The 19,698-nt window shown below is 72.4% G+C and carries 16 protein-coding genes and 1 pseudogene; 2 read left to right on the forward strand and 15 right to left on the reverse strand.

The genetic code is table 11. From position 1 onward, the window contains the following. Nucleotides 1–120: 120 nt before the first annotated feature. The 5 genes from ACSHXN_RS38235 to ACSHXN_RS38255 form a co-directional block, all read right to left on the reverse strand. Nucleotides 121–1,944, reverse strand: coding sequence for a glycoside hydrolase family 15 protein (locus ACSHXN_RS38235; protein ID WP_438305531.1), 1,824 nt, complete (start codon nt 1,942–1,944; stop codon nt 121–123). 306 nt (nt 1,945–2,250) lie between these two features. Continuing rightward, complete coding sequence (locus tag ACSHXN_RS38240) at nt 2,251–3,393, reverse strand: XdhC family protein (RefSeq protein WP_438305533.1); 1,143 nt, start codon at nt 3,391–3,393, stop codon at nt 2,251–2,253. Further along, nucleotides 3,386–5,524, reverse strand: a complete 2,139-nt coding sequence (locus ACSHXN_RS38245; RefSeq protein ID WP_438305535.1) for a xanthine dehydrogenase family protein molybdopterin-binding subunit — start codon at nt 5,522–5,524, stop codon at nt 3,386–3,388. Before ACSHXN_RS38245 ends, ACSHXN_RS38240 begins: the two co-directional genes overlap by 8 nt. Continuing rightward, nucleotides 5,521–6,513 carry an FAD binding domain-containing protein gene (locus tag ACSHXN_RS38250; protein WP_438305537.1) on the reverse strand — a complete coding sequence of 331 codons (993 nt, stop codon included), beginning with the start codon at nt 6,511–6,513 and terminating at the stop codon, nt 5,521–5,523. Before ACSHXN_RS38250 ends, ACSHXN_RS38245 begins: the two co-directional genes overlap by 4 nt. Next, complete coding sequence (locus tag ACSHXN_RS38255) at nt 6,510–7,064, reverse strand: (2Fe-2S)-binding protein (RefSeq protein ID WP_355131587.1); 555 nt, start codon at nt 7,062–7,064, stop codon at nt 6,510–6,512. Before ACSHXN_RS38255 ends, ACSHXN_RS38250 begins: the two co-directional genes overlap by 4 nt. Before the next feature lie 270 nt (nt 7,065–7,334). Here ACSHXN_RS38255 and ACSHXN_RS38260 point away from each other — a divergent pair, with 270 nt between their 5' ends. Continuing rightward, nucleotides 7,335–7,916, forward strand: a complete 582-nt coding sequence (locus ACSHXN_RS38260) for a TetR/AcrR family transcriptional regulator (RefSeq protein WP_355797176.1) — start codon at nt 7,335–7,337, stop codon at nt 7,914–7,916. Between the two features lie 73 nt (nt 7,917–7,989). Here ACSHXN_RS38260 and ACSHXN_RS38265 read toward each other — a convergent pair. From ACSHXN_RS38265 to ACSHXN_RS38280, 4 genes and pseudogenes are all read right to left on the reverse strand, one after another. Continuing rightward, nucleotides 7,990–8,177: pseudogene (locus tag ACSHXN_RS38265) on the reverse strand (hypothetical protein). 295 nt (nt 8,178–8,472) lie between these two features. Continuing rightward, entirely contained in the window at nt 8,473–9,219 is a 747-nt protein-coding gene (locus tag ACSHXN_RS38270; protein WP_355131581.1) for a polysaccharide deacetylase family protein, read from the reverse strand. Between the two features lie 45 nt (nt 9,220–9,264). Beyond that, the gene (locus tag ACSHXN_RS38275; RefSeq protein WP_355131579.1) at nt 9,265–10,191 is read right to left on the reverse strand and encodes a DMT family transporter; all 927 of its coding nucleotides are present in this window, start codon (nt 10,189–10,191) and stop codon (nt 9,265–9,267) included. 6 nt (nt 10,192–10,197) lie between these two features. Further along, complete coding sequence (locus ACSHXN_RS38280; RefSeq protein WP_383353509.1) at nt 10,198–11,034, reverse strand: SDR family NAD(P)-dependent oxidoreductase; 837 nt, start codon at nt 11,032–11,034, stop codon at nt 10,198–10,200. 225 nt (nt 11,035–11,259) lie between these two features. Here ACSHXN_RS38280 and ACSHXN_RS38285 point away from each other — a divergent pair, with 225 nt between their 5' ends. Beyond that, nucleotides 11,260–12,396 carry an MGDG synthase family glycosyltransferase gene (locus ACSHXN_RS38285; RefSeq protein WP_438305543.1) on the forward strand — a complete coding sequence of 379 codons (1,137 nt, stop codon included), beginning with the start codon at nt 11,260–11,262 and terminating at the stop codon, nt 12,394–12,396. Between the two features lie 108 nt (nt 12,397–12,504). Here the strand turns inward: ACSHXN_RS38285 and ACSHXN_RS38290 are convergent, their stop codons facing one another. The 6 genes from ACSHXN_RS38290 to ACSHXN_RS38315 all read right to left on the reverse strand — a co-directional run bounded on the left by ACSHXN_RS38290 (nt 12,505) and on the right by ACSHXN_RS38315 (nt 19,611). Next, a complete protein-coding gene (locus ACSHXN_RS38290) occupies nt 12,505–12,969 on the reverse strand; it encodes an SPW repeat protein (protein ID WP_355131575.1) in 465 nt (154 codons plus the stop codon). Between the two features lie 585 nt (nt 12,970–13,554). Continuing rightward, entirely contained in the window at nt 13,555–14,229 is a 675-nt protein-coding gene (locus ACSHXN_RS38295; RefSeq protein WP_355131730.1) for a dienelactone hydrolase family protein, read from the reverse strand. An 83-nt stretch (nt 14,230–14,312) separates the two neighbouring features. Beyond that, entirely contained in the window at nt 14,313–14,963 is a 651-nt protein-coding gene (locus tag ACSHXN_RS38300) for a phosphoribosyltransferase (RefSeq protein WP_355131573.1), read from the reverse strand. Between the two features lie 265 nt (nt 14,964–15,228). Continuing rightward, nucleotides 15,229–16,362, reverse strand: coding sequence for a PP2C family protein-serine/threonine phosphatase (locus tag ACSHXN_RS38305; protein ID WP_355131572.1), 1,134 nt, complete (start codon nt 16,360–16,362; stop codon nt 15,229–15,231). Between the two features lie 628 nt (nt 16,363–16,990). Further along, on the reverse strand, nt 16,991–18,388 hold the full coding sequence (locus tag ACSHXN_RS38310) for a hypothetical protein (protein WP_438305546.1): 1,398 nt from the start codon (nt 18,386–18,388) through the stop codon (nt 16,991–16,993). 206 nt (nt 18,389–18,594) lie between these two features. Then, nucleotides 18,595–19,611 carry a MauE/DoxX family redox-associated membrane protein gene (locus ACSHXN_RS38315; RefSeq protein WP_438305548.1) on the reverse strand — a complete coding sequence of 339 codons (1,017 nt, stop codon included), beginning with the start codon at nt 19,609–19,611 and terminating at the stop codon, nt 18,595–18,597. Nucleotides 19,612–19,698 lie beyond the last annotated feature (87 nt).

The raw sequence follows: 19,698 nt of genomic DNA on the forward strand, positions 1-19,698 counted from the left end.
GCCGAAGTGCCTTCGTGGCTCATGCGGTCGAAGCCGGACGGGGACGGCCCGAGGCCCGTCCCGGTGGAGCGCCCGGCACCCGGCCGCGGCAGGGGGCCGGGCGCTCCGTCCGGCGGTCATTCAGCCGCTCCTCTTGGCGTCGAGGGCGCTGTCCAGGGTGCAGGCCGCCATGATGAGCGACAGATGGGTGAACGCCTGGGGGAAGTTGCCCAGTTGCTCGCCGGAGGGACCGATCTCCTCGGCGAACAGACCGACATGGTTGGCGTACGTGAGCATCTTCTCGAAGGCGTAGCGTGCCTGCCGCAGGCGCCCCGCGCGGGCGAGCGCGTCCACGTAGAGGAAGGTGCAGAGGCTGAACGTCCCCTCGGAACCGGGCAGTCCGTCGGGTGAGGCCGCCGGGTCGTAGCGGTAGACGAGGCTGTCCGAGACGAGTCTGCGGTCGATCGCGTCCAGGGTGGACAGCCATGCCGGGTCCTTCGCGGCCAGCAGACCGACACGGGGGACGAGCAGCAGCGAGGCGTCCAGTACATCGCTGTCGTAGTGCTGCACGAGGGCCCGTTGGGAGCCGTTCCAGCCCCGGACCATGATCTGCTTCAGGATCGCGTCACGGGTGTACCGCCAGCGCTCGATGTCGGCGGGCCGGCTGAAGTGCTCGGCGAGTTTGATACCGCGGTCGAAGGCCACCCAGCTCATCACCCTGCTGAAGGTGAAGTCCCTGCGGCCGCCGCGCGTCTCCCAGATGCCCTCGTCGGGCCGGTCCCACTGGTCCGCGAGCCAGTCGAGCACATCGGCCGTTCCCTGCCAGGCGTGGTAGCCGGCCTGGACGCGGCCGAGCTCGCGTGCCTCGGACAGGGCGTAGAGGGCCTCGCCGTAGATGTCGAGCTGGAGCTGGTCCATCGCGGCGTTGCCGGCCCGGACCGGATACGAGCCGCGGTAACCCTCGAGGTGCTGGAGAACCTCCTCGCCCAACTGCGGATCGCCGTCCACCCGGTACATGATCTGCCGCCGTTCGCCCGGCAGATCGATACGCTCGCGCAGCCGGTCGCTGAGCCACTGGGTGAAGGCCACCGCCTCCTCGGCGAAACCGAGGTCGAGGAGGGCGCGTACGGACAACGACGCGTCGCGGACCCAGGTGAAGCGGTAGTCCCAGTTGCGCTCCCCGCCCACCTGCTCGGGCAGGCCCATGGTGGCGGCCGCGACCGGGGCACCGGTGGGGGCGTAGGTGAGCAGCTTGAGCGTGATCGCCGAGCGCCGCACCATATGGGGCCACCGGCCGTTGTAGTTCGCCGTGCTCACCCAGTCCTGCCAGAAGTTGACGGCGGACCACAGGTCGTCGGTGAGCTGTTCCTCGGTCGGTACCGGCGGCGCGTCGCCGTCCGCCGCACACACGGTGAGGACCGCTCCCGCGGCCTGTCCGGCGTCGAGCGTCACCGTGCCGCGCACGTCGTCACCCGTGCGCTCGAGCGGAAAGGTCGCCTGCAGGTGCAGCGCGATCCCGGGGGTGCGGAACGCCGCGCCCGCCGCGTCGAGCCGAAGGTCGTGCGCGGCGCGACCGTAGTCGAAACGCGGCCGGCAGTCGAGGGTGAAGCGGACCGTGCCCCGCACGGCGCGGACCACGCGCATCAGAGTGTGGCGGTCGGTGGGACGGCGTGCGGTGCTCGGGGGCATCCAGTCCATCAACTCGCCGACGCCGTCGGGGGACATGAACCGGGTGACGAGAACGGCGGTGTCCGGGTAGTAGAGCTGGCGGTAGGTCACGCCCTCGGCCTCCGGCGCCAGCCGGCAGTGACCGCCGCGGTCGTGGTCCAGCAGCGCGGCGAAGATGCTGGGGGAGTCGAAGCGGGGAGCGGCGAACCAGTCGAGCACGCCTTTGGCGGACACCAGTGCGACCGTCTGCAGGTCGCCCACCAGTCCATGGTCGGCGATCGGCGGATAGCGGTCCATCACCACACTCCGAGCTGTCCGGTCGGCTCCCCGGAAAACTAGTCGAGCCGGGTGAGCCCGGACGCGTACGCCTCGGCTGTCGGGCGACGGATCCCCCGTACGGCCGAGGTGCGCGTGGGGTCAGGGACATGGCGGGCGGCACGTCGGCGCGCGGGGGACGGCGGCTACGACCGCTGCGCGCGGGGCCCGCCGGTGTCACTCGATCGTACGTCGAGGGACGGGAGCCGAACCTCGACCGAAGGGTGAGACCGGCGAGCACAAGGGACCGATTCCTGGCCCGGGCCTTCGCCGCGGTCCCGTCCCTCTTCAGGCGGCCGCGGATCCGTCGCGCTCCTCCACGTCGCGGTGAATCGGTGCCGTCGAGTCCGTCAGCGGCACGCCCGTGCCGCCCCGCAGGGCCGCGACGATCTCCGCCGCGATCGACACGGCGGTCTCCTCCGGTGTACGGGCGCCCAGGTCGAGGCCGACGGGCGACCTGAGCCGGGCCAACTCCCGGTCGCCGACACCCGCTTCGCGAAGCCGCCGGTTGCGTTCCTCGTGGGTGCGGCGGGAGCCCATCGCCCCGACGAAGGCGACCGGCAGACGCAGCGCGTCCGTCAGCAACGGGATGTCGAACTTGGCGTCGTGGGTGAGGACGCACAGGACCGTGCGGGCGTCGGTCGCGGTCCGCCGCAGATAGCGGTGCGGCCAGTCGACCACGATCTCGTCGGCCTCGGGAAAGCGGACGCGCGTGGCGAAGACGGGGCGGGCGTCGCACACCGTCACGTGGTAACCGAGGAACTTGCCCGCCCGTACCAGCGCCGCGGCGAAGTCGACCGCCCCGAACACGATCATGCGGGGTGCCGGGAGGCTGGACTCCACGAGCAGTGTCACGCCTCCGGGGCAGTGCGATCCGTCCTCGGAGACCCGGACCAGGCCGGTGCGGCCGGCGTCCAGCATGGCCCGGGCCTCGCCGGCTGCCGTGCGGTCGAGCTCCGTGTGGCCCCCGAGACCGCCCTCGTACGCACCGTGGGACGGCACCAGCAGGGCCCTGCCGAGCAGTTCGGCCGGGCCTCGCACGACGCGTGCGAGAGCCGCGGGGTCGTCGCGGGCGGCCGCCGAGAGCGCCGAGCGGAACACCGCCCGGACCGGCGCCCCGGCGCCGACCGGAGTGACCACGACGTCGATGACCCCGCCGCAGGTCAGCCCCACCGCGAAGGCGTCCTCGTCGCTGTAGCCGAAACGCTCCAGGACGGTTTCGCCGTCCCGCAGCGCCTGCACGCACAGGTCGTACACCGCGCCTTCCACGCAGCCGCCGGAGACCGAGCCGACGGCCGTTCCCTCGCCGTCGACGGCGAGGGCGGCCCCGGGGCCCCGCGGTGCGCTGCCGCCCACGGACACGACGGTGGCGACGGCGAAGTCCCGGCCCTCCTCGATCCAGTCGTGCAACGTCGCGGCGATGTCAAGCACGCAGTGCTCCCGTCCCGGCGGGCAGGACGCGGTCGGGCCGGATGGGCAGACTGCGGTGCCGCACGCCGGTCGCGTGCCACACCGCGTTCGCGATCGCGGCCGCCGCTCCCACGATGCCGATCTCGCCGATGCCCTTGATCCCGACCGGATCGTCCGGGTCCGGGTCGTCGATCCAGTCCGCCTCGATCCGCTGTACGTCGGCGTGCGTGGCGACGTGATAGCCCGCGAGGTCGGCGCCGACGTGGCCGCCCGACGCCCGGTCCCTGACCGCCTCCTCGTGCAGGGCCATGGAGATGCCCCAGATCATTCCGCCGACGAACTGGCTCCGTGCGGTGAGGGGGTTGACGATGCGGCCCGCCGCGAAGACGCCGAGCATGCGCCGTACGCGCACCTCGCCGGTGGCGACGTCCACGGCGACCTCGGCGAACTGGGCTCCGAAGGAGTGCCGTTCCTTCTGGGCCAGGGCGCCGATGGCGGCCGTGGTGTCCGAACGCACGGTGATCCCCTCCGGAGGGACCGTGCTGCCAAGGGACAGCCTTTCCCGCAGTTCACCGGCCGCGGCGGTGATGGCCCAGGCCCAGGAGCGGGTGCCCATCGAGCCTCCGGCGATCATTGCCGGTCCGAAGTCGCTGTCCCCGATCCGCACCCGGACGCGGTCCGTCGCCACCTCCAGCGCGTCGGCGGCCACGAGGGTGAGCGCCGTCCGTGCCCCGGTGCCGAGGTCCGCCGCGGCGATCCGCACCGTGAAGGTCCCGTCCGCCTCGGCCGTCACGACCGCCGTGGACGGTCCGGCCCCCGCAGGGAACGAGGCGGCTGCGGTGCCGGTGCCCAGCAGCCAGCGCCCCTCACGGCGCAGACCGGGACGCGGATCCCGGTCCGCCCAGCCGAACCTGCGGGCACCCGCGCGGAAGCAGGCAAGGAGATTGCGGCTGCTGAACGCCCGGCCGGACACCGGACCCCGTTCGGGCTCGTTGCGGGCGCGCAGCTCGATCGGGTCGATCCCGCACTTCTCGGCGAGTTCGTCGAGCGCCGCCTCCAGTGCGAACGACCCCGGTGCCTCGCCCGGCGCGCGCATCCACGTCGGTGTCGGCACATCGAGCCGGACCACCCGGTTGGCCGTGTGGTGGGCGTCGGCGTCGTACATCACCCGGGCGACGCCGGCGCTCGGCTCGACGAACTCGTGGACCGTGGAGGTGAGGTTCACCGAACTGTGGTCCAGGGCGCGCAGCCGTCCGTCGGCGTCAGCGCCGAGCCTGATCCGCTGTGCCGTGGGGCTCCGGTAGCCCGCCAGGGCGAACATCTGGCGGCGGGTCAGGACGACGCGCACCGGGCGCTGGAGGACGGTCGCGGCCATGACGGCGGCCACCTGGTGGGCGCGCACGCCCTTGCTCCCGAAGCCGCCGCCGACGTGTTCGGACCGCACCCGCACCGACTCCGGGTCGAGCGAGAACAGCTTCGCGAGTCCGTCCGCGACCCAGGTGCTGCCCTGATTGGAGTCGACGACCTCGAGCCGGCCGCCGTCCCACCGGGCCGCCGCCGCATGGGGCTCCATCGGGCTGTGGTGTTCCTCCGGGGTGGTGTACTCCTCGTCCACGACGACGGCGGACGCGGCGAGTTCGGCCTCGAGGTCACCCTTCTTCGTCACCGCCGGCATATGGCCGTCCAGGGCGTAGACGTCCGGGTGGCCGCCGGAGAACGCGACGTCGTGCGGCTCCGACTCGTAGTGCACGACAAGCGCCTCGGCGGCCTCCCTTGCCTGTTCGGAGGTCTCGGCGACGACCAGCGCCACCGGCCAGCCCATGTGCGGCACCCGGTCGTGCTGGAAGACGACGGAGGTCGGCTCCGGGGGGACACCGAGCAGACCGATGTGGTCGCTGTCGACGCGGGGTGCGTTCTCGTGGTGCAGGACCGCGAGAACGCCCGGCATCGCGAGCACGGGCGCGGTCTCCAGGGAGCGGACGCGGCCACGGGCGACGGAGGAGAGCACCAGCCAGCCGTGGGCGAGTTCGGCGAAGGGGATGTCACCCGCGTAGCGGGCCGCTCCGGTGACCTTGTCGCGCCCCTCCACGCGCGTGTGGGCGGTACCGACGGCCCCCTGCGCCGTCGTGGCCCTGGTCGTTGCGGTGGTCATCGGGCCGCCCCTTCGGCGAGTGCGGTCAGCTCGGACACCACGAGGTTGTGCATGAGGGTCACCTTGTATCCGTTGCGGGGCAGCGGCTTCGCCGCCGCCAGTTCGGCGTCCGCCGCCGCGGCGAAGGTCGCGGCGTCGGCGGGGGCCCCGACCAGTACCTCTTCGGCCGCCCGGGCCCGCCACGGCCGGGACGCGACCGCCCCGAAGGCCAGGCGCGCATCCTGTACGACGCCGTCCCGGACGTCGAGGGCGGCGGCGATCGAGCCGATGGCGAAGGCGTACGAGGCGCGTTCGCGTACCTTCCGGTACCGCGAGCGGGCGGCGACCGGGGCGGCCGGCAGGGTGACGCCGGTGATCAGTGCTCCGGGTGGCAGGGCCGTCTCCAGGTGCGGTGTGTCGCCCACGGGCAGATAGAACTCCGCGAGCGGCAACTCGCCCGGCCCGTCGGCGCTTTCGTAGGTGACGGCGGCGTCGAAGGCCGTCAGAGCCACACTCATGTCCGAGGGGTGGACGGCCACACAGTGGCCGGACGCGCCCAGGATCGCGTGGTTGTGGTGCTCACCCTCGACGGCGGGGCAACCGCTGCCCGGGACACGCTTGTTGCAGGGCTTGGTCACATCGGCGAAGTAGCCGCAGCGGGTGCGCTGGAGGAGGTTGCCGCCGACCGTGGCCATGTTGCGCAGCTGCCCCGAGGCGCCGGCCAGCACTGCCTGCGTCAACGCCGGGTAACGACGGCGGACTTCGGGATGGGCGGCCAGGTCGCTGTTGGTGACGGTCGCACCGATGCGCAGCCCGCCGCCCGAGGTCGACTCGATGCGGTCGAGGGGGAGCTCGCGGACGTCGACCAGCAGGGCCGGCCGTTCGACCCCGGTCTTCATCAGATCGACGAGGTTGGTGCCGCCGCCGAGGAACCGTGCGTGGGGCTCGGCGTCGAGCAGAGCCACCGCCGTGGCCACGTCGGACACCCTTCGGTAGCCGAACTCCCTCATGCCGCCGCCCCCTTGGGCTGCTCTTCGGACGCGGCCGCCCGGGCGACCGCCTGGACGATCGACACATAGGCGCCGCACCGGCACAGATTGCCGCTCATCCGTTCCCGGATCTCGTCGTCGGTCAACGGTGGTGGTCCCGCTTCGGGCCGGACGTCGTCCGTGACGGCGCTCGGCCAGCCCGCCGCGTGCTCCTGGATCACCGCGACGGCCGAACAGATCTGTCCCGGTGTGCAGTAGCCGCATTGGAAGCCGTCGAGCTCGAGGAACGCCTGCTGTACGGGATGCAGCCGCTCGCCCTCGGCCACGCCTTCGATGGTGGTGATCTCCCGTCCTTCCGCCGCCACCGCGAGTTGCAGGCAGGACACGGCCCGCCGCCCGTCCAGCAGGACGGTGCAGGCACCGCACTGCCCCTGGTCGCAGCCCTTTTTGGTGCCGGTCAGATCGAGGCGTTCACGCAGGGCGTCGAGCAGTGTGGTGCGGTGGTCGACGGTCAGCGTGAACTTCTCGCCGTTGATGTTCAAGGTGATGGCGCTGGACGTCGATGGGGCCATGATCAGCCTTCTTTCGCGGATCCGGAAGAACGCCCGAGGGGACGGTCCGGTATGCAAACGAGTCGGAGACAAGGAGATGGCGCTGTACTGAGCGGGTTGACGGCGAGCACACGCGGCATCCGCGCAGGCGACGGCGGCGGGGGCCGCCGGGAAACCGCCTCGGCCGCTATGGTGGTCGTAAGCGGACAGCTGTCCGATACGCGGAAACGTACCGGACAGCTGTCCGGTTAGCAAGGTGGGGTTCCGGCCACGGCCCCGCGAGGAGGACGAGTGGAGCGGAAGAAGGGCACGTCCCCTCTGCGCTCGGATGCGGAACGCAACCGGCGGCGGATCCTCGAAGTGGCGCTGGCCGAGCTGACGCGTGCCGCGGACACCCCACTGAGCGTGATCGCCAAGAAGGCCGGGGTCGGCCAGGGCACGTTCTACCGCAACTTCCCCAGTCGTGAGGCGCTCGTGCTCGAGATCTACCGCTTCGAGATGCAGCAGCTCGTCGACAGCGCGGCCGAGCTCCTGGAGGCCCGGGAACCGGACCGGGCCCTGCGTGAGTGGATGGACCGCTTCGCGCGGTTCGCCATGGCCAAGGCCGGTCTGGCGGACGCGATCCGTCAGGCCACCAGCGGCCCCGACCAGCCGGCGAAGCCGGGCTACGCCGCGGTGACGGACGCCGCCGAACTCCTCCTTCGTGCCGGCGAGGAGGCGGGCACCATCCGCCCGGGGGTGACCTCGGACGACCTCCTGCTCGCCATCGCCGGTCTCTGGCAGATCGATCCCCGCGGGGACTGGCAGCCGCGGGTCGCCCGGCTGCTGGACTTCGTCATGGACGGCCTGCGTGTGGGGGCACCCGGACGGTGAGTGCCGCCGGACCCTCCGGCGCGGCCGCACGACCGCCGCAGGGGCAGGCACGTGCGGGCGGGCACCCTCGCCCCTATCGCCTGTGCGCCCTGTAGTGCTTCATCAACGCGGTGATCCGGGACAGGTCCGCCCGCCCGTTGAGCTCGCTGAGGAGATCGTCGGGGCACAGCTCGTACAGGTCGCCCCACCATCGACGCCCCGGTTGTCCCAGATCCGGTAACCACCGGGAACGCCCCTGGCGACGTAGCGCCTCCTGCTCACGGTCCCCCATTTCCGACACCCGTGTCCTGCCGAGTGATGGGCAGCGGCCCACCGGGTGAATATGGCAGGTCGGCCGGGCGGACCGCCATGCGAATCGGCGGCGAAGGCCGGGCGGCGGTCGAGTCGCCGCCGGCATCGGCCGGAACGGTAGCGGTACCGTCCGGCGCTGTCACTCCGCGGATTCCTGGAACGACAAGGCGGAGGGTCGCAGCTCCGCTCGACGCGGGCGTCCACGAGCGGGGGGCGTACCCGGCCTCGATGTCCTCGACCCCGCACGGCGGGTCCCGATGCGCCGTCAGGCGCCCACACCGTGCTCGGCGAGCGGGCCCACCGACAGACCAGCCCCCCTGCAGGTGGCGACGATTCCGGGCAGCGCTCCGAGCGCGGCGTGCCAGCACCCGGCCGCCGAGGCGCGGTCGGAGTCGTGCAGCAGGAGCGTGCCCCCTCCACGCAGTTCGGACTCGATCGTCGCGCGTACGGACGCCGCCGTCGCGTCGGCGGTCCAGTCCCTGCCCCAGGCGGACCACAGCACCGTCGTCAGCCCGCTCCTGCGGGCGGCGGCCCAACGGCCGGAGGTGAGGATCCCGTACGGCGGCCGGTACCACCGGGGCCGGCTGCCCGCGATGTCGGTCAAGGCCCGTACCGTACGGGTCAGTTCGGCGGCGTCACGTGCGGGGCAGGGCAGCCAGGGCCGGTCGTGGGCCCAACCGTGAACGGCGAGTTCATGCCCCCGTTCGACGGTTTCGCGGGTCAGCGCCGGGTGACGGACGACGCTCTCGCCCAGGACGAAGAACGTCGCCCGCACACCGAGCCCCTCCAGCGCGTCGAGGAAGCGCGGAGTGGACGCCGGATCGGGGCCGTCGTCGAAGGTGAGGGCGACATGGTCGGCACGGCCCGTGCCGGCGAGCCGGGGGAGGAGGCGGCGCCGCAGCCCGGGCAGCCAGGTGACGGCCGGGCCGATGTGTGCGGCCGTCACCGCGGCGAGCGGCACCAGCGCGATCGCGGCTCGCCGCGGGGCGACGTGGGCTGGTTGAACGGGCATCTGCCGCATCCTCCTCCCGGCCGCCGCGGGCCGCGGACCGTCGCGTCACGACCTCTGCGGGGCCGGCTTCTGGGTGCCGGGATCGGTTCCGTCGCGTCCCCCGGGGGCCGTGTCCCACGCGCCGCTGACCGACGGAGCGCTCGCCAGCCCGATGCTTCCGGCCCCGATGAGCGCGATGCCGATCACCTCGGGAAGGACACGTACCCCGAGGGCGATCTGCTCGTCGAACAGCGCCCACCCCAGTGCCACGCTCGTCAGCGCGTCACCCAGCGTGAGAGCGGGCTGGGACGCCGTCAGGGTGCCGGCGCGCAGCGCGCTCTGCAGCAGGAGGAAGGCCACCGCCCCGGTGCCGACGGTGGCGTACGGCGGCCACTGGGCCAGGACGGTGCCAGGATCCTGGGCGAGCCGTCCCATGACCTCCTTGAGGAGGGCAGCGGTTGCGGCGAAGGACACGGCGGACGACAGCCCGAGCAGCCCCGCGCGCGGAGCACCCTTGACGGGCCGGGCCGCGACGACGAGCAGTGCGGCGAGGCCCAGGACCGCCCCTCCCGCCACCAGCCAGCGCTCCGCGGGAGCCGTGGACCGGCCCGCCGAGGGCTGTGCGGCGCCCAGGAAGACGGCAAGACCGATCGCGAGGGCCGCGAACGCCAGCCATGTGCGACCGTTCGGGCGACGCCGGAAGACCAGGCTGCCGACGGCCAGCGTGAACAGCAGTTCGCTGGCCAGCAGGGGCTGGACCACGGACAGGCTGCCCACTGCCAGCGCGAACGCCTGCAGAACGGTGGAGAGGGCGAGCAGAGCGGCACCCGCAAGCCAGTGCGGACGGCGCAGCACCCGCGCCAGCCATCGCACCGCCTGGCGGACCCCCCTGCCGCCCTCCGGTTCCTCCGTCGCCGCCCTGCGCTGCAGGACGGAGGCCGAGGCGTTGGAGAGCGCCGCCAGCAGGGCGAGCACCACGGTCAGATAGCTCACCTGCACTCATCCGAACCGTGAGGCCAGCCGCCGGTAGACGGAGGGGGCGACACCGCGCACCCGGGCGGGAAGGCCCAGCCAGCCGGGTACGAAGATCTCGTCCCGGCCCCGGGAGACGGCGCGCCAGACCGCGTCAGCCACGCGCTCGGGCGGCACCGGCTTGGGCCGGGACCGCAGGTAGGGCACACCGCGGCGGTCGAAGAACGGGGTGTCCACCACGCCGGGCACCACATGGCTCACCCCCACACCCGTGCCCCGCAGTTCGTAGCGCAGGGCGTCGGCGAACGCGCCGAGCGCCGCCTTGGCCGCGGAGTAGACGGCCTCGCTGCGCACCCCGACGGTTCCGGCGAAGGAACCGATGATGACCATGCGCCCTGAGCCGGCCTCGACCATATGGGGGACCAGATGCCGTATCAGATGCATCGTGGCGAGCAGGTCGACGTCGATCAGCTCGTCGATGGCGGACGTCGGCATGGTGCGGAAGTCGCCCGCCCAGCCGATGCCGGCGCAGGCCACCAGCACATCGACCCGGCCGAGGCGGTCGAGGGCGAACTCGGCCAGTTTCCGATGTGCGCCCGGCTGGGTGTGATCGGTGGGAAAGGCGATGGCCGACGCCTCTGCGGCCACACGGGTGAGCCGGGCCGGGTCGCGGCCGTTCAGCACCAGACGCCACCCGCCCTCGGCGGCCAGCCGATGGACGACGGCGGCACCGATGCCGGAGGAGGCGCCGGTCACGAGCGCGGTGCCCTGCTGAAGCGCCGGAACACCTCGGGGCTTGCAGGCAGGCGTATGTCCCGCGGGCAGAGCGGGGCCGGATCGGACACGGGAGGGAGCATGTGACATGGCGGCTGACCTCAGCTGCGACGACGAACACCGAAGTGACGGGCGGAAGGTGGCTGCTCCCCGGTTCGGGGGAAGAAGCGGACGTACTGCGGTGATCACGCCTGGAATGCTCCGGAACGCTGGAGCGGGTGGATGGTTTGCGACAGCGTGGCAGGGGACATTGGCTACCAATGTGTGCATTTTCCCCTGCGTTGCGACGACAGGCGACGCGAGCGTCCGTTGGTCATGGCTGAAGCCGTGCACCCCGGCGCGTGGTCACAACACGAGTCGCGGCGCGTCCTGATCGTCAGCGCGAGCATGGGGGCGGGACACGACACGGTCGCCCGGGAACTGGCGCGTCGTGCCCGGGACCGTGGTCACGAAGCGCACATCGTGGATGTGCTCGGCCTGCTGCCGTACGGCCTGGGCGCCGGCCTACGGGTGGGTTACCAGTCGTCGGTACGGCACTTCCCCTGGGCGTACGGCGCGGTGTTCCGGCTGCTGCTGCGCCGGGGGAGCGGGTGCCGCCCCAGCGGCGTCCCGTTGGCCCGCCTCGCCGGAGCCCGGCTGGCGGAACTCGCGGCACGCACCCGGGCGGACGTGGTGGTGCCCGTCTTCCACCTCGGCGCCCAGCTGACCGGGCACCTCCGGTCCCGGGGACGGCTTCGGGTGCCGAGCGTGGTCTTCCTGATCGATTTCGCCGTGCACCGGCAGTGGCTCCATCCCGGCAACGACCGCTACCTCTGCCTCACGGACGAGGCCGCCGCAGAGGTGCGCCAGGACATCGCCAAGCCCGCCGAGGCCATCGGACCGATGGTGGCGCCGGAATTCTTCATGCCGGGGCGCACGACGGCCCGCTGGACCCGGCGCTTCGACCGGTATGCGCCCGGACGCCCGCCGGTACTGATCTCCGCAGGCGCCTGGGGAACCGGCACGCGCCTTCCCGCGACCGCCCGGCTGCTGGCCGGGCACGGCTTTCTCCCGGTCGTCCTGTGCGGCCGGAACGAACGGCTCCGGACCGGCCTGACGGCGGTTCCCGGCGTTCTGGCGCTGGGCTGGGTCGCCGACATGACCGGCCTGATGCACGCGTCCGACGCACTCGTCGACAACGCGGCCGGTCAGACGGCAGTGCAGGCCCTGGCTGCGGGCCTTCCCGTGGTGGGCTACCGGCCGTTGCCGGGCCATGGGGCGGAAGGGGTGCGCCGGATGACCGCGCTCGGTGTCGCGGACCTCGCCGCCGACGAGGCCGGTCTGCTCGCCTCGCTCGGCCGGCTCACGCCCGAGGGGCCGGACCGGGAGCGCCAAGTGGCACAAGGTCGTTCGCTCTTCCGGGGCGACGTCTCGACGCGGCTGGAAGAGTTCCTGGACGTGGTCGTCGGGTGAGCTTCCGGCGCCTGCGTGGCGCCGCTCGATGCCTGCCCGGTGGCCGACGAATGCGTGCCGTACCCGTGGACCCACCCGGGTCACCCGGGTGCGGCACGCTGTTCGCCGCTACGTGGTGGTGGGGGTGTGGTGGCGACGGCGGTTCATGCCGACGGTCAGGCCCATTGCGGCGAGGCCCAGCAGGGCCGTGACCGCACCCACTACGCAGTTGTTCCAGATGATGCCCTTCCCCGCGCCGTGTGCCGCCGTGACCACCCAGGGGGAGATCAGAAGCCACACGCCGAGAGGCACGACCACCCACGCCAGGCGGAACATCCGTTCCGGTGCCAGCGTGAGCCCCAGCCCGATCATGGCGATCGCTATGCCGATGATCAGGTTGTTGACGGTGAGATTGCGCTCGGAATTCGAGAAGTGCACGACCCAGGGTGAGATCGCGGCATAGGCACCAGCCATGAGGATGAGTCCTTCGATGGCGATCGCCGAGCCGCTCGAGGCTGTGCGTTCGAGCCGTTCCCGCATCTCCGCAAGTTCGGGATGCGTGCCCATTCCACTGGGCTGCCGCGCGTACGACATCGCAGTCGGCTCCTCTCCATGAGGAGAATATTTCCCTTAGGCAACGAATTCCCCTATTTGGGTGATTTATTCATCGAGTCGGCCGTTGTTGCCTGAGGTCGCCGGTCTGCCGAGCCGGAGCTATTCTTCGGCGGTTTCGGTGCAGGGCGCGGGGTTTGCGCACCGGACGTGACCCTGCCGGCGGGTCCGGGGACGGAGGCGCGGACATGCGGGCCGGAGCGGGGTGGCGGCGACGTCGACCGCGGTCCCGTGGTGAGGGGGGATCAGCCGGCCCGTGACGCACAGCCGTTGGCCGGAGCGGGCGAGCGGGCCGAGTTCCGGTGCGCGGACGGCGGGCGCCGGACCACGAAAGGCCCCTGGAATTCGCCGAGGAGGGGCCTTGGTGTGATGGACCGTTCCGTGCCGCCGATGGTCCCGGGCCTGCCGAGCGGGTGGAAGGTCGTGCCCGGCTGCGCCGACCGGGTGTCGGCCCCCGTGGCGCGGAGGTGATGCGGAGGTGATCAGGCGCGCTGGACGGGCGAATCGACGTTCCGGTACGACGGGCCGCACCCACCGGGGCCCGGCCCGCCTCCGGAGGCGGCGGTCTCAGGCCGGCCGGCCTCCGCGGCCGCGCGCCTTCTCCAGGTGCTCCAGGAACCACTGGCCGGCCACCTCGGCGACTTCCTCCAGGGCGCCGGGTTCCGGGAAGAGGTGGGTGGCACCCGGTACGACATGGATCTCGTGCGGGGCCGACAGCCTCTCGGCGGCCTCCCGGTTGAGGCCGAGGACCGCCTCGTCGGCGCCGCCGACGACCAGGAGGACCGGTGCGGCCACGCGGTCGAGGGCGTCGCCCGCCAGGTCCGGCCGTCCGCCCCGCGACACGACCGCGTACACGCGCTCGGGACGCTCGGCCGCGGCCATGAGTGCCGCAGCCGCTCCGGTGCTGGCTCCGAACAGGCCGGCCGGAAGATTCCTGGTGTTGGGCTCCTGTGCCAGCCATTCGAGGGCGGCGACCAGGCGCCGGCTGAGCATGGGAATGTCGAAACGGTGCCGGGCGGTGGCGGCGTCCTCGCGTTCCTCCCGCTCGCTCAGCAGGTCCAGCAGCAGTGTGCCGAGACCCGCCTTGTGCAGTTCGGCCGCCGCCGCCCGGTTGCGCACGCTCAACCGGGAACTGCCGCTGCCGTGTGCAAACAGGATCACCGCGGGCACGTTGCCCGGTACGACGAGATCACCCGTCAGCACCGCTTCCTCGGTCGGGACCATCACCAACTCGGAGATCATCATGTTTTTACCTCCCCGCGGCTGACCTATATCCCACTATGTCGGATACCCCCGGCGGACCGGCGCACGCGCGGTCCGCCGCGTCAGGCCGGATGGAGCTCCCGCAGGGCCTCCTGTACCTCTTGATCGGATATTTGTTCGAAGTCTGCATAATGTTCGCCCATCGGCATACGGTGGGCCGGCTGGTCGAGGCAGACGAGTGCGTCGACTTCGCCGCGCAGGGCGCGGGCGGTGTCGACGCTGCAGACGGGCACGGCCAGGATGAGGTACGCCGGTCCCTGACGGCGCAGGTGGCGCAGAGCGGCGCGGGCGGTGATCCCGGCGGCGGTTCCGTCGTCCACGAGCACGACCGTGCGCCCGGTGACACGGGGAGCGGAGCGCCCCGCCCGGTAGAAGCCTTCGCTCCGGTACAGCGCGGCCCGTTCCCCGGCGATCTCCGAGCCGAGCTTGTGCTCGTCCAGATGCATGGCCGCCAGTCCCACGGAGTCGAACAACGGGGGCTCGTCGTCGGCGATCGCCCCGATGAGGACGTCCGGTGCGCCGGGCACGCCGATGGTGCGGACGACCAGCACGTCCAGGGGAACCTTCAGGGACCGGGCCACCTCCACTCCGATCGGAACGCCGCCGCGCGGGAGGGCGAGCACGACGGCATGGGCGAGGTCGCCTCCTCCGGTGCGTGCTGGAAGCCGTTCGGCCAGCTCACGGCCAGCCTGCCGGCGGTTGTGGAAACGCACGACGCTGCCCCCTTCCTCGGAGCCCGGTGCGGGCCGGCCGGCCGAGGTGTGCGGAGGGTGGAATACGCCATCGCATCGCGGTGACGCGGCGCGCCTCGAGGCTCCGGCCGAACCGGAATGCGTGAAAGTCGTGCCTGAAGTAGGTGCTGTGCTCGGGTACCCAGGGCGGCCGGTCGGACGCCCGATCCACCGGGCCGATTCCCGGGCGGCGTGCCGGTGCCACCGGCCGGCACCACCAAGGGTTCCGGCATCGGCGCCGGCCGGATCACCGGCGTTCGCTTCGTCTCCGCATCCGCTTGTCCTGATCCTCGTCCTCGTCCTCGCCCGGGAGCGGGTCGGGGAGGCGGTAGGCGGCCAGGGCGGCGGTGTCGTCCTGGAGCTCTGCGCGGCTGAAGGCCAGAAGGTCCTGGTGGAGGTGGTCGAGGAGATCGCGGGGCGGGAGATTCCCCCAGGCGCGGATGCGCTCGATCAGGGGGTAGAAGTTCCCGTCGCGGTCGCGTGTCTCGGTCACTCCGTCGGTGTACAGCAACAACTGTTCACCGGGGCGGAAGGGTCGCACCTCCGCGTCGTAGTGGTCCCCGACCAGCACTCCGAGATTGATGGGCGGTGCCGGATCGGCGGGTTCCAGCTCGGTGACCCCGCCGGGGCCGATGAGCAGGGGCGGCGGGTGACCGCAGTTGACGATGCGGACGATCTTCTCGTCCTCGGCGATCTCGGCGAACACGGCGGTGACGAAGCGTTCGGCCATATCGGTGCCCGACAGCTCCGTGGCCCTGCGGCTCATGCTGGTCTCGACCCGGTGCGCCACCCCGACGAGCTCGGGCTCGTCGTGGGCGGCCTCACGGAAGGCGCCGAGCATGGTCGCGGCCGTTTCGACCGCGATCAGTCCCTTGCCGCGGACATCCCCGATGAGCAGGCGGACCCCGTGCGCGGTGGGCACCGCCTCGTAGAGGTCGCCGCCGATGCGGGCCTCGGCCGCGGCGGACAGATAGAGGGTCTCCACGCAGATCCGGCCGAGGCGGTGGGGCACCGGGCGCAGGAGTACGCGCTGCGCGGTCTCCGCCACGGACCGCACGGTGGCGAGCGTGCGCTCGCGATGCGTCCGGTGGGCGGCCAGGATCGTGCCGAGGAGGCCGACCAGTGCGGTGGAGATGTAGGTGGCCACATAGTGGCGGTCCCACAGGTAGCCGACCGAGCGCCCGGCGCAGCACGGAGTCCCGGCCAGAACGCCCTCGAGCAGGACCGCGAAGACCGTGACGACGGCGACGCCGGCGGGGCCGTAGGCGAAGGCGGCGACCAAGGGGAGGGCGATGAGCAGGAAGCTCACCGGCCACTGCACGGGAGTGATCGGCTCGAGTGCCAGGACGGCGAGGACGTAGATGGCCGGCAGCCAGCGCATCCATAGCGGCGGGGCGGGCGCCGACAGGTCCGTTTCGCTCCACCGCCCCGTGCCGCGGCTTCCGGCAGTCCTGCGGGCGGGCCGCCTCACCATGGGCTCCGCCGAGGGCGAGCCCACGCCGCCGGAGGTCCCGGCGGATCCGGTGGGCCCACGGCGGGGTGGCCCGACGCCGGACCGAGGTCCTGGCGGATCCAATCACTCGGCCTGTGCACAAGAACTCCTGGCAGGGCTTGATCAGGACAACCGGACGTCCACGGGTCGACAGTCACCTGATCATTGCTCCGACAAGGGCATTTCGGGATCTTTTCGGTGATCGTATGCCATAAGGATCACTCTGAGGGGTGCTCGGCTGCATGTCCTGACGCTCGGGGCGCGGGCATCCTCGCGGAGGCGACCGGTGGCACGGGGGCGCCCCGATCGAGGCGGTGAGTCGGCGCCGAGTCGAGCGATTCCCGCATCGGATCGCGTCCCCGTCGGCGCGCGGTCCTGGACCGCGAGGCGCCACGCCACGAGTGACCGCGGCCGGGGCCGGCCCGGGCGCGGCAGCGGCGGGAGTGCTCACCGACGTGGCCGTCCCCCGGTCGGGGGAAGCTCAGGACTCCGTCGGTCCACCGTGACCGGGGCGGTCTCAACCGCCCACCCCGGCCTCCCACTTGAGTCGACGCAGCGCGTGGTCGCTGAACAGATGCCGGCTACGGTCCAGCAGCAGCCGCACCTCGGGGTCCCCGCGTGGCACGTCCACCGACGGGCGCCAGCGCTGCACGCACTGTGCGGCCCAGGTGCGCAGCTTCGCGTCCCCGTCGTCCAGCAGTTCGACCGCCACCCGCAGCGCCTCCACACCGCCGCGGGCGTCGAGCAGCCGGAACGCCGCCAGCCGTACGTGCCGCGGTCGCCCCGGGCCGGTGCGCTCCAGCAGCCATTCCAAGGGCACGTCCCTCGACGACGGCAGGAGAGCCAGGGTCGTCTCACGCACGACACAGGGCGCCGGATCGTCCAGCAGCGGCCGCATCCGCTCGGCGTCCACGAGGTCCAGGATCCGCAGCCCGGCCACCGCGTGCGCCCGTACCCCGGCCGCCGGGTGGGCCAGCATCGGCCGGAGCAGACCCGCGTCCGTACGGCCGCCGCTTTCGGCCAGCCCGATGACCGCCCCGGGGGGCAGCCCGGGAGCGTCCGGTGCCGCGCACCGGTCGCGGTACCAGACCGTCGGATCGCCTCCGTGCTGTCGCATCACGTACCGGGCGTAGGCACGTACGAGTGCGGAGCGGTCCGCGAGGAAGCGGACCGCGAGTTCAGGCCGCCCGGCCTGCCGCAGCGCGGTGACCCCGGCCGAACGGGCACGCGGGCTGCGAGCGTTGAGCAAGGGCCCGAGCACATCGTCGTACGCCTCACTGTCCTTGAGGGCGATGAGCGCCGCGTCGGAGCACAGATCCTGGACGACGGCGTCCTCGTCACGGGCGGCGGCACGTGCCAACTCGGCCGGGCGCAGGATCCGTTGTCCGATGGCCAGCCGGTAGGCGAACCGGCGTACGGCACGGTCGGGGGAGGCGAGGAGCGCAGTGAGACCAGTGGCCGGTGCCCGGCGCAGGACCTCTTCGAGCAGCCCGACCCCGAACGCACCTCTGCCGCGGCGGCCGGTGCGCAGGATCAGGGGTGCGAGGTCGACGGCTGCGTCCATGTCCAGGGCCTCGTGCAGCAGGTCCCGGGCGCGCTCGCGGACCGGTTCGACCCAGTCGGCGCAGCGGATCACTATCAGCGGCAGCAGTCCGGGGTACGACCATGCCCGACCCACCGCTCTCTCACGGACCCGACCGTTGCGGTGGCAGAGGTCAGAGGCCGGCTGGGCGAGGCCCAGCCGTGTCAGCTCGAGGAGCAGGGGTGCGGCGGTCCTCTCCTGGGCCTGGGTGGCCGAGCCGTACCACGATTCCTCACGCACTCGGACGTCCAGTGCCAGCCAGTCGTCCGCGTCGGTCGCGCGCAGCACGCTCCGCAGGGGTGCGGGCCGGGTGGGCCGGAGTCCGGCAGCCACGTGATCCTCGATGTCCTCGCGCACGTCCGCCCCCGCTGTTCCGTCCGGTCGTATCGGGCGATCGTAGAGGGCGGACCGCACCCGGGTCGCGGGAGATACGGCTGGTCGCGGGGCCGGGACAGGCGCCCGGTGCCGCAAGGTCCCGGGGGCGGACCGCCACCGCACGCCGGACCCGTGACGCGGACCCACTGATTCGAACAGAGCGCCTAACCGTGCCGGACCGGTGGCCGTCCGAGCGGAGCGACGTCGGAGTCCGCCCCGCAGACCGTGGTGAAGGCGGGGACCAGTGCCGCCGACGCGAACAGCACCACCCGCCCGGCGACCGTCGGCCTGCCGTGCAGCCGGAGCGCCTTGGCGACGAGCTTGCCGATCTCCGCCGCGCCGACCGCCGGCGCGGCCGCGACGATCCCCTCGGCGCCGATCAGAACCGCGGCGGGGGTGGCGGTGACCCCGTAGTCGGTGTGCGTCCGGCGGCCGGGGTCCGCCAGCAGCCGTCGTGGTCCGTCGCCGCCGCCCGCGGCGACGGGCACGGTGTGCGGGCCGCCGCTCACGACGGCGATCGTCACACTGTCCCCGTGCGTCCGCTGCCATCGGGCCACCTGGGGAAGCAGCGCGGTGTGAGGGCCCGGTGGGCGATCGCTGAAGACGAGGAGGAGCGGGCGTCCCGGCGCCAGCAAGTCGCACAGGGTCCGGGTCCGGCCCGACTCGTCCCGTAGCGAGAACGCGGGTGCGAACAGGCCCGCTCGCACCTCCCCGGTCTCCTTGGCCCACAGCCCGGCCCACAGCGCCGACATCACGACCGCCAGCCCCGCGAAGAGCCAGTGCGGATGTCCGTCGGCGGCGACGAATGCCGCGAGAACGGCGAGGAGCGCGTTGCGGGCGACGGTCGACCAGCCGACCGGAACGGCCTTGAGCCCTCCGAAAAAGTCGCAGACAGGGGTCCGTCCGAGCATCAGGTTCAGCGCGATCACACCACTGAACAGGGTCAGCAGAAGGAGTGCCCCCAGCCCGCCGACACGCGCCCACGGGGGCACGACGAGTGCCAGGGCGACGGCGAACTCGCACGTCACGAGGAGCCGACCGAGCGGGGCCGCCGTCCGGGGCGGCAGACCGAAGTCGACCAGGGCGCGGGGCAGACCCTCCAGGTCGGTCGACTTGACGGCCGCCGCCACGCCGAAGACCGTGGCCGGCACGATCGCCACCGGCAGGATCATCTCGCCCATCCCACAACACCTCGCATTCGGCTTCATGGCGCGGGGACGAGAGAGCGGGCGACTGCCCGACGCGCTGCGCCCACGACTGACACCTAC

The organism is Streptomyces sp. HUAS TT11 (genome assembly GCF_051553595.1).
Classification (GTDB): Bacteria; Actinomycetota; Actinomycetes; order Streptomycetales; family Streptomycetaceae; genus Streptomyces.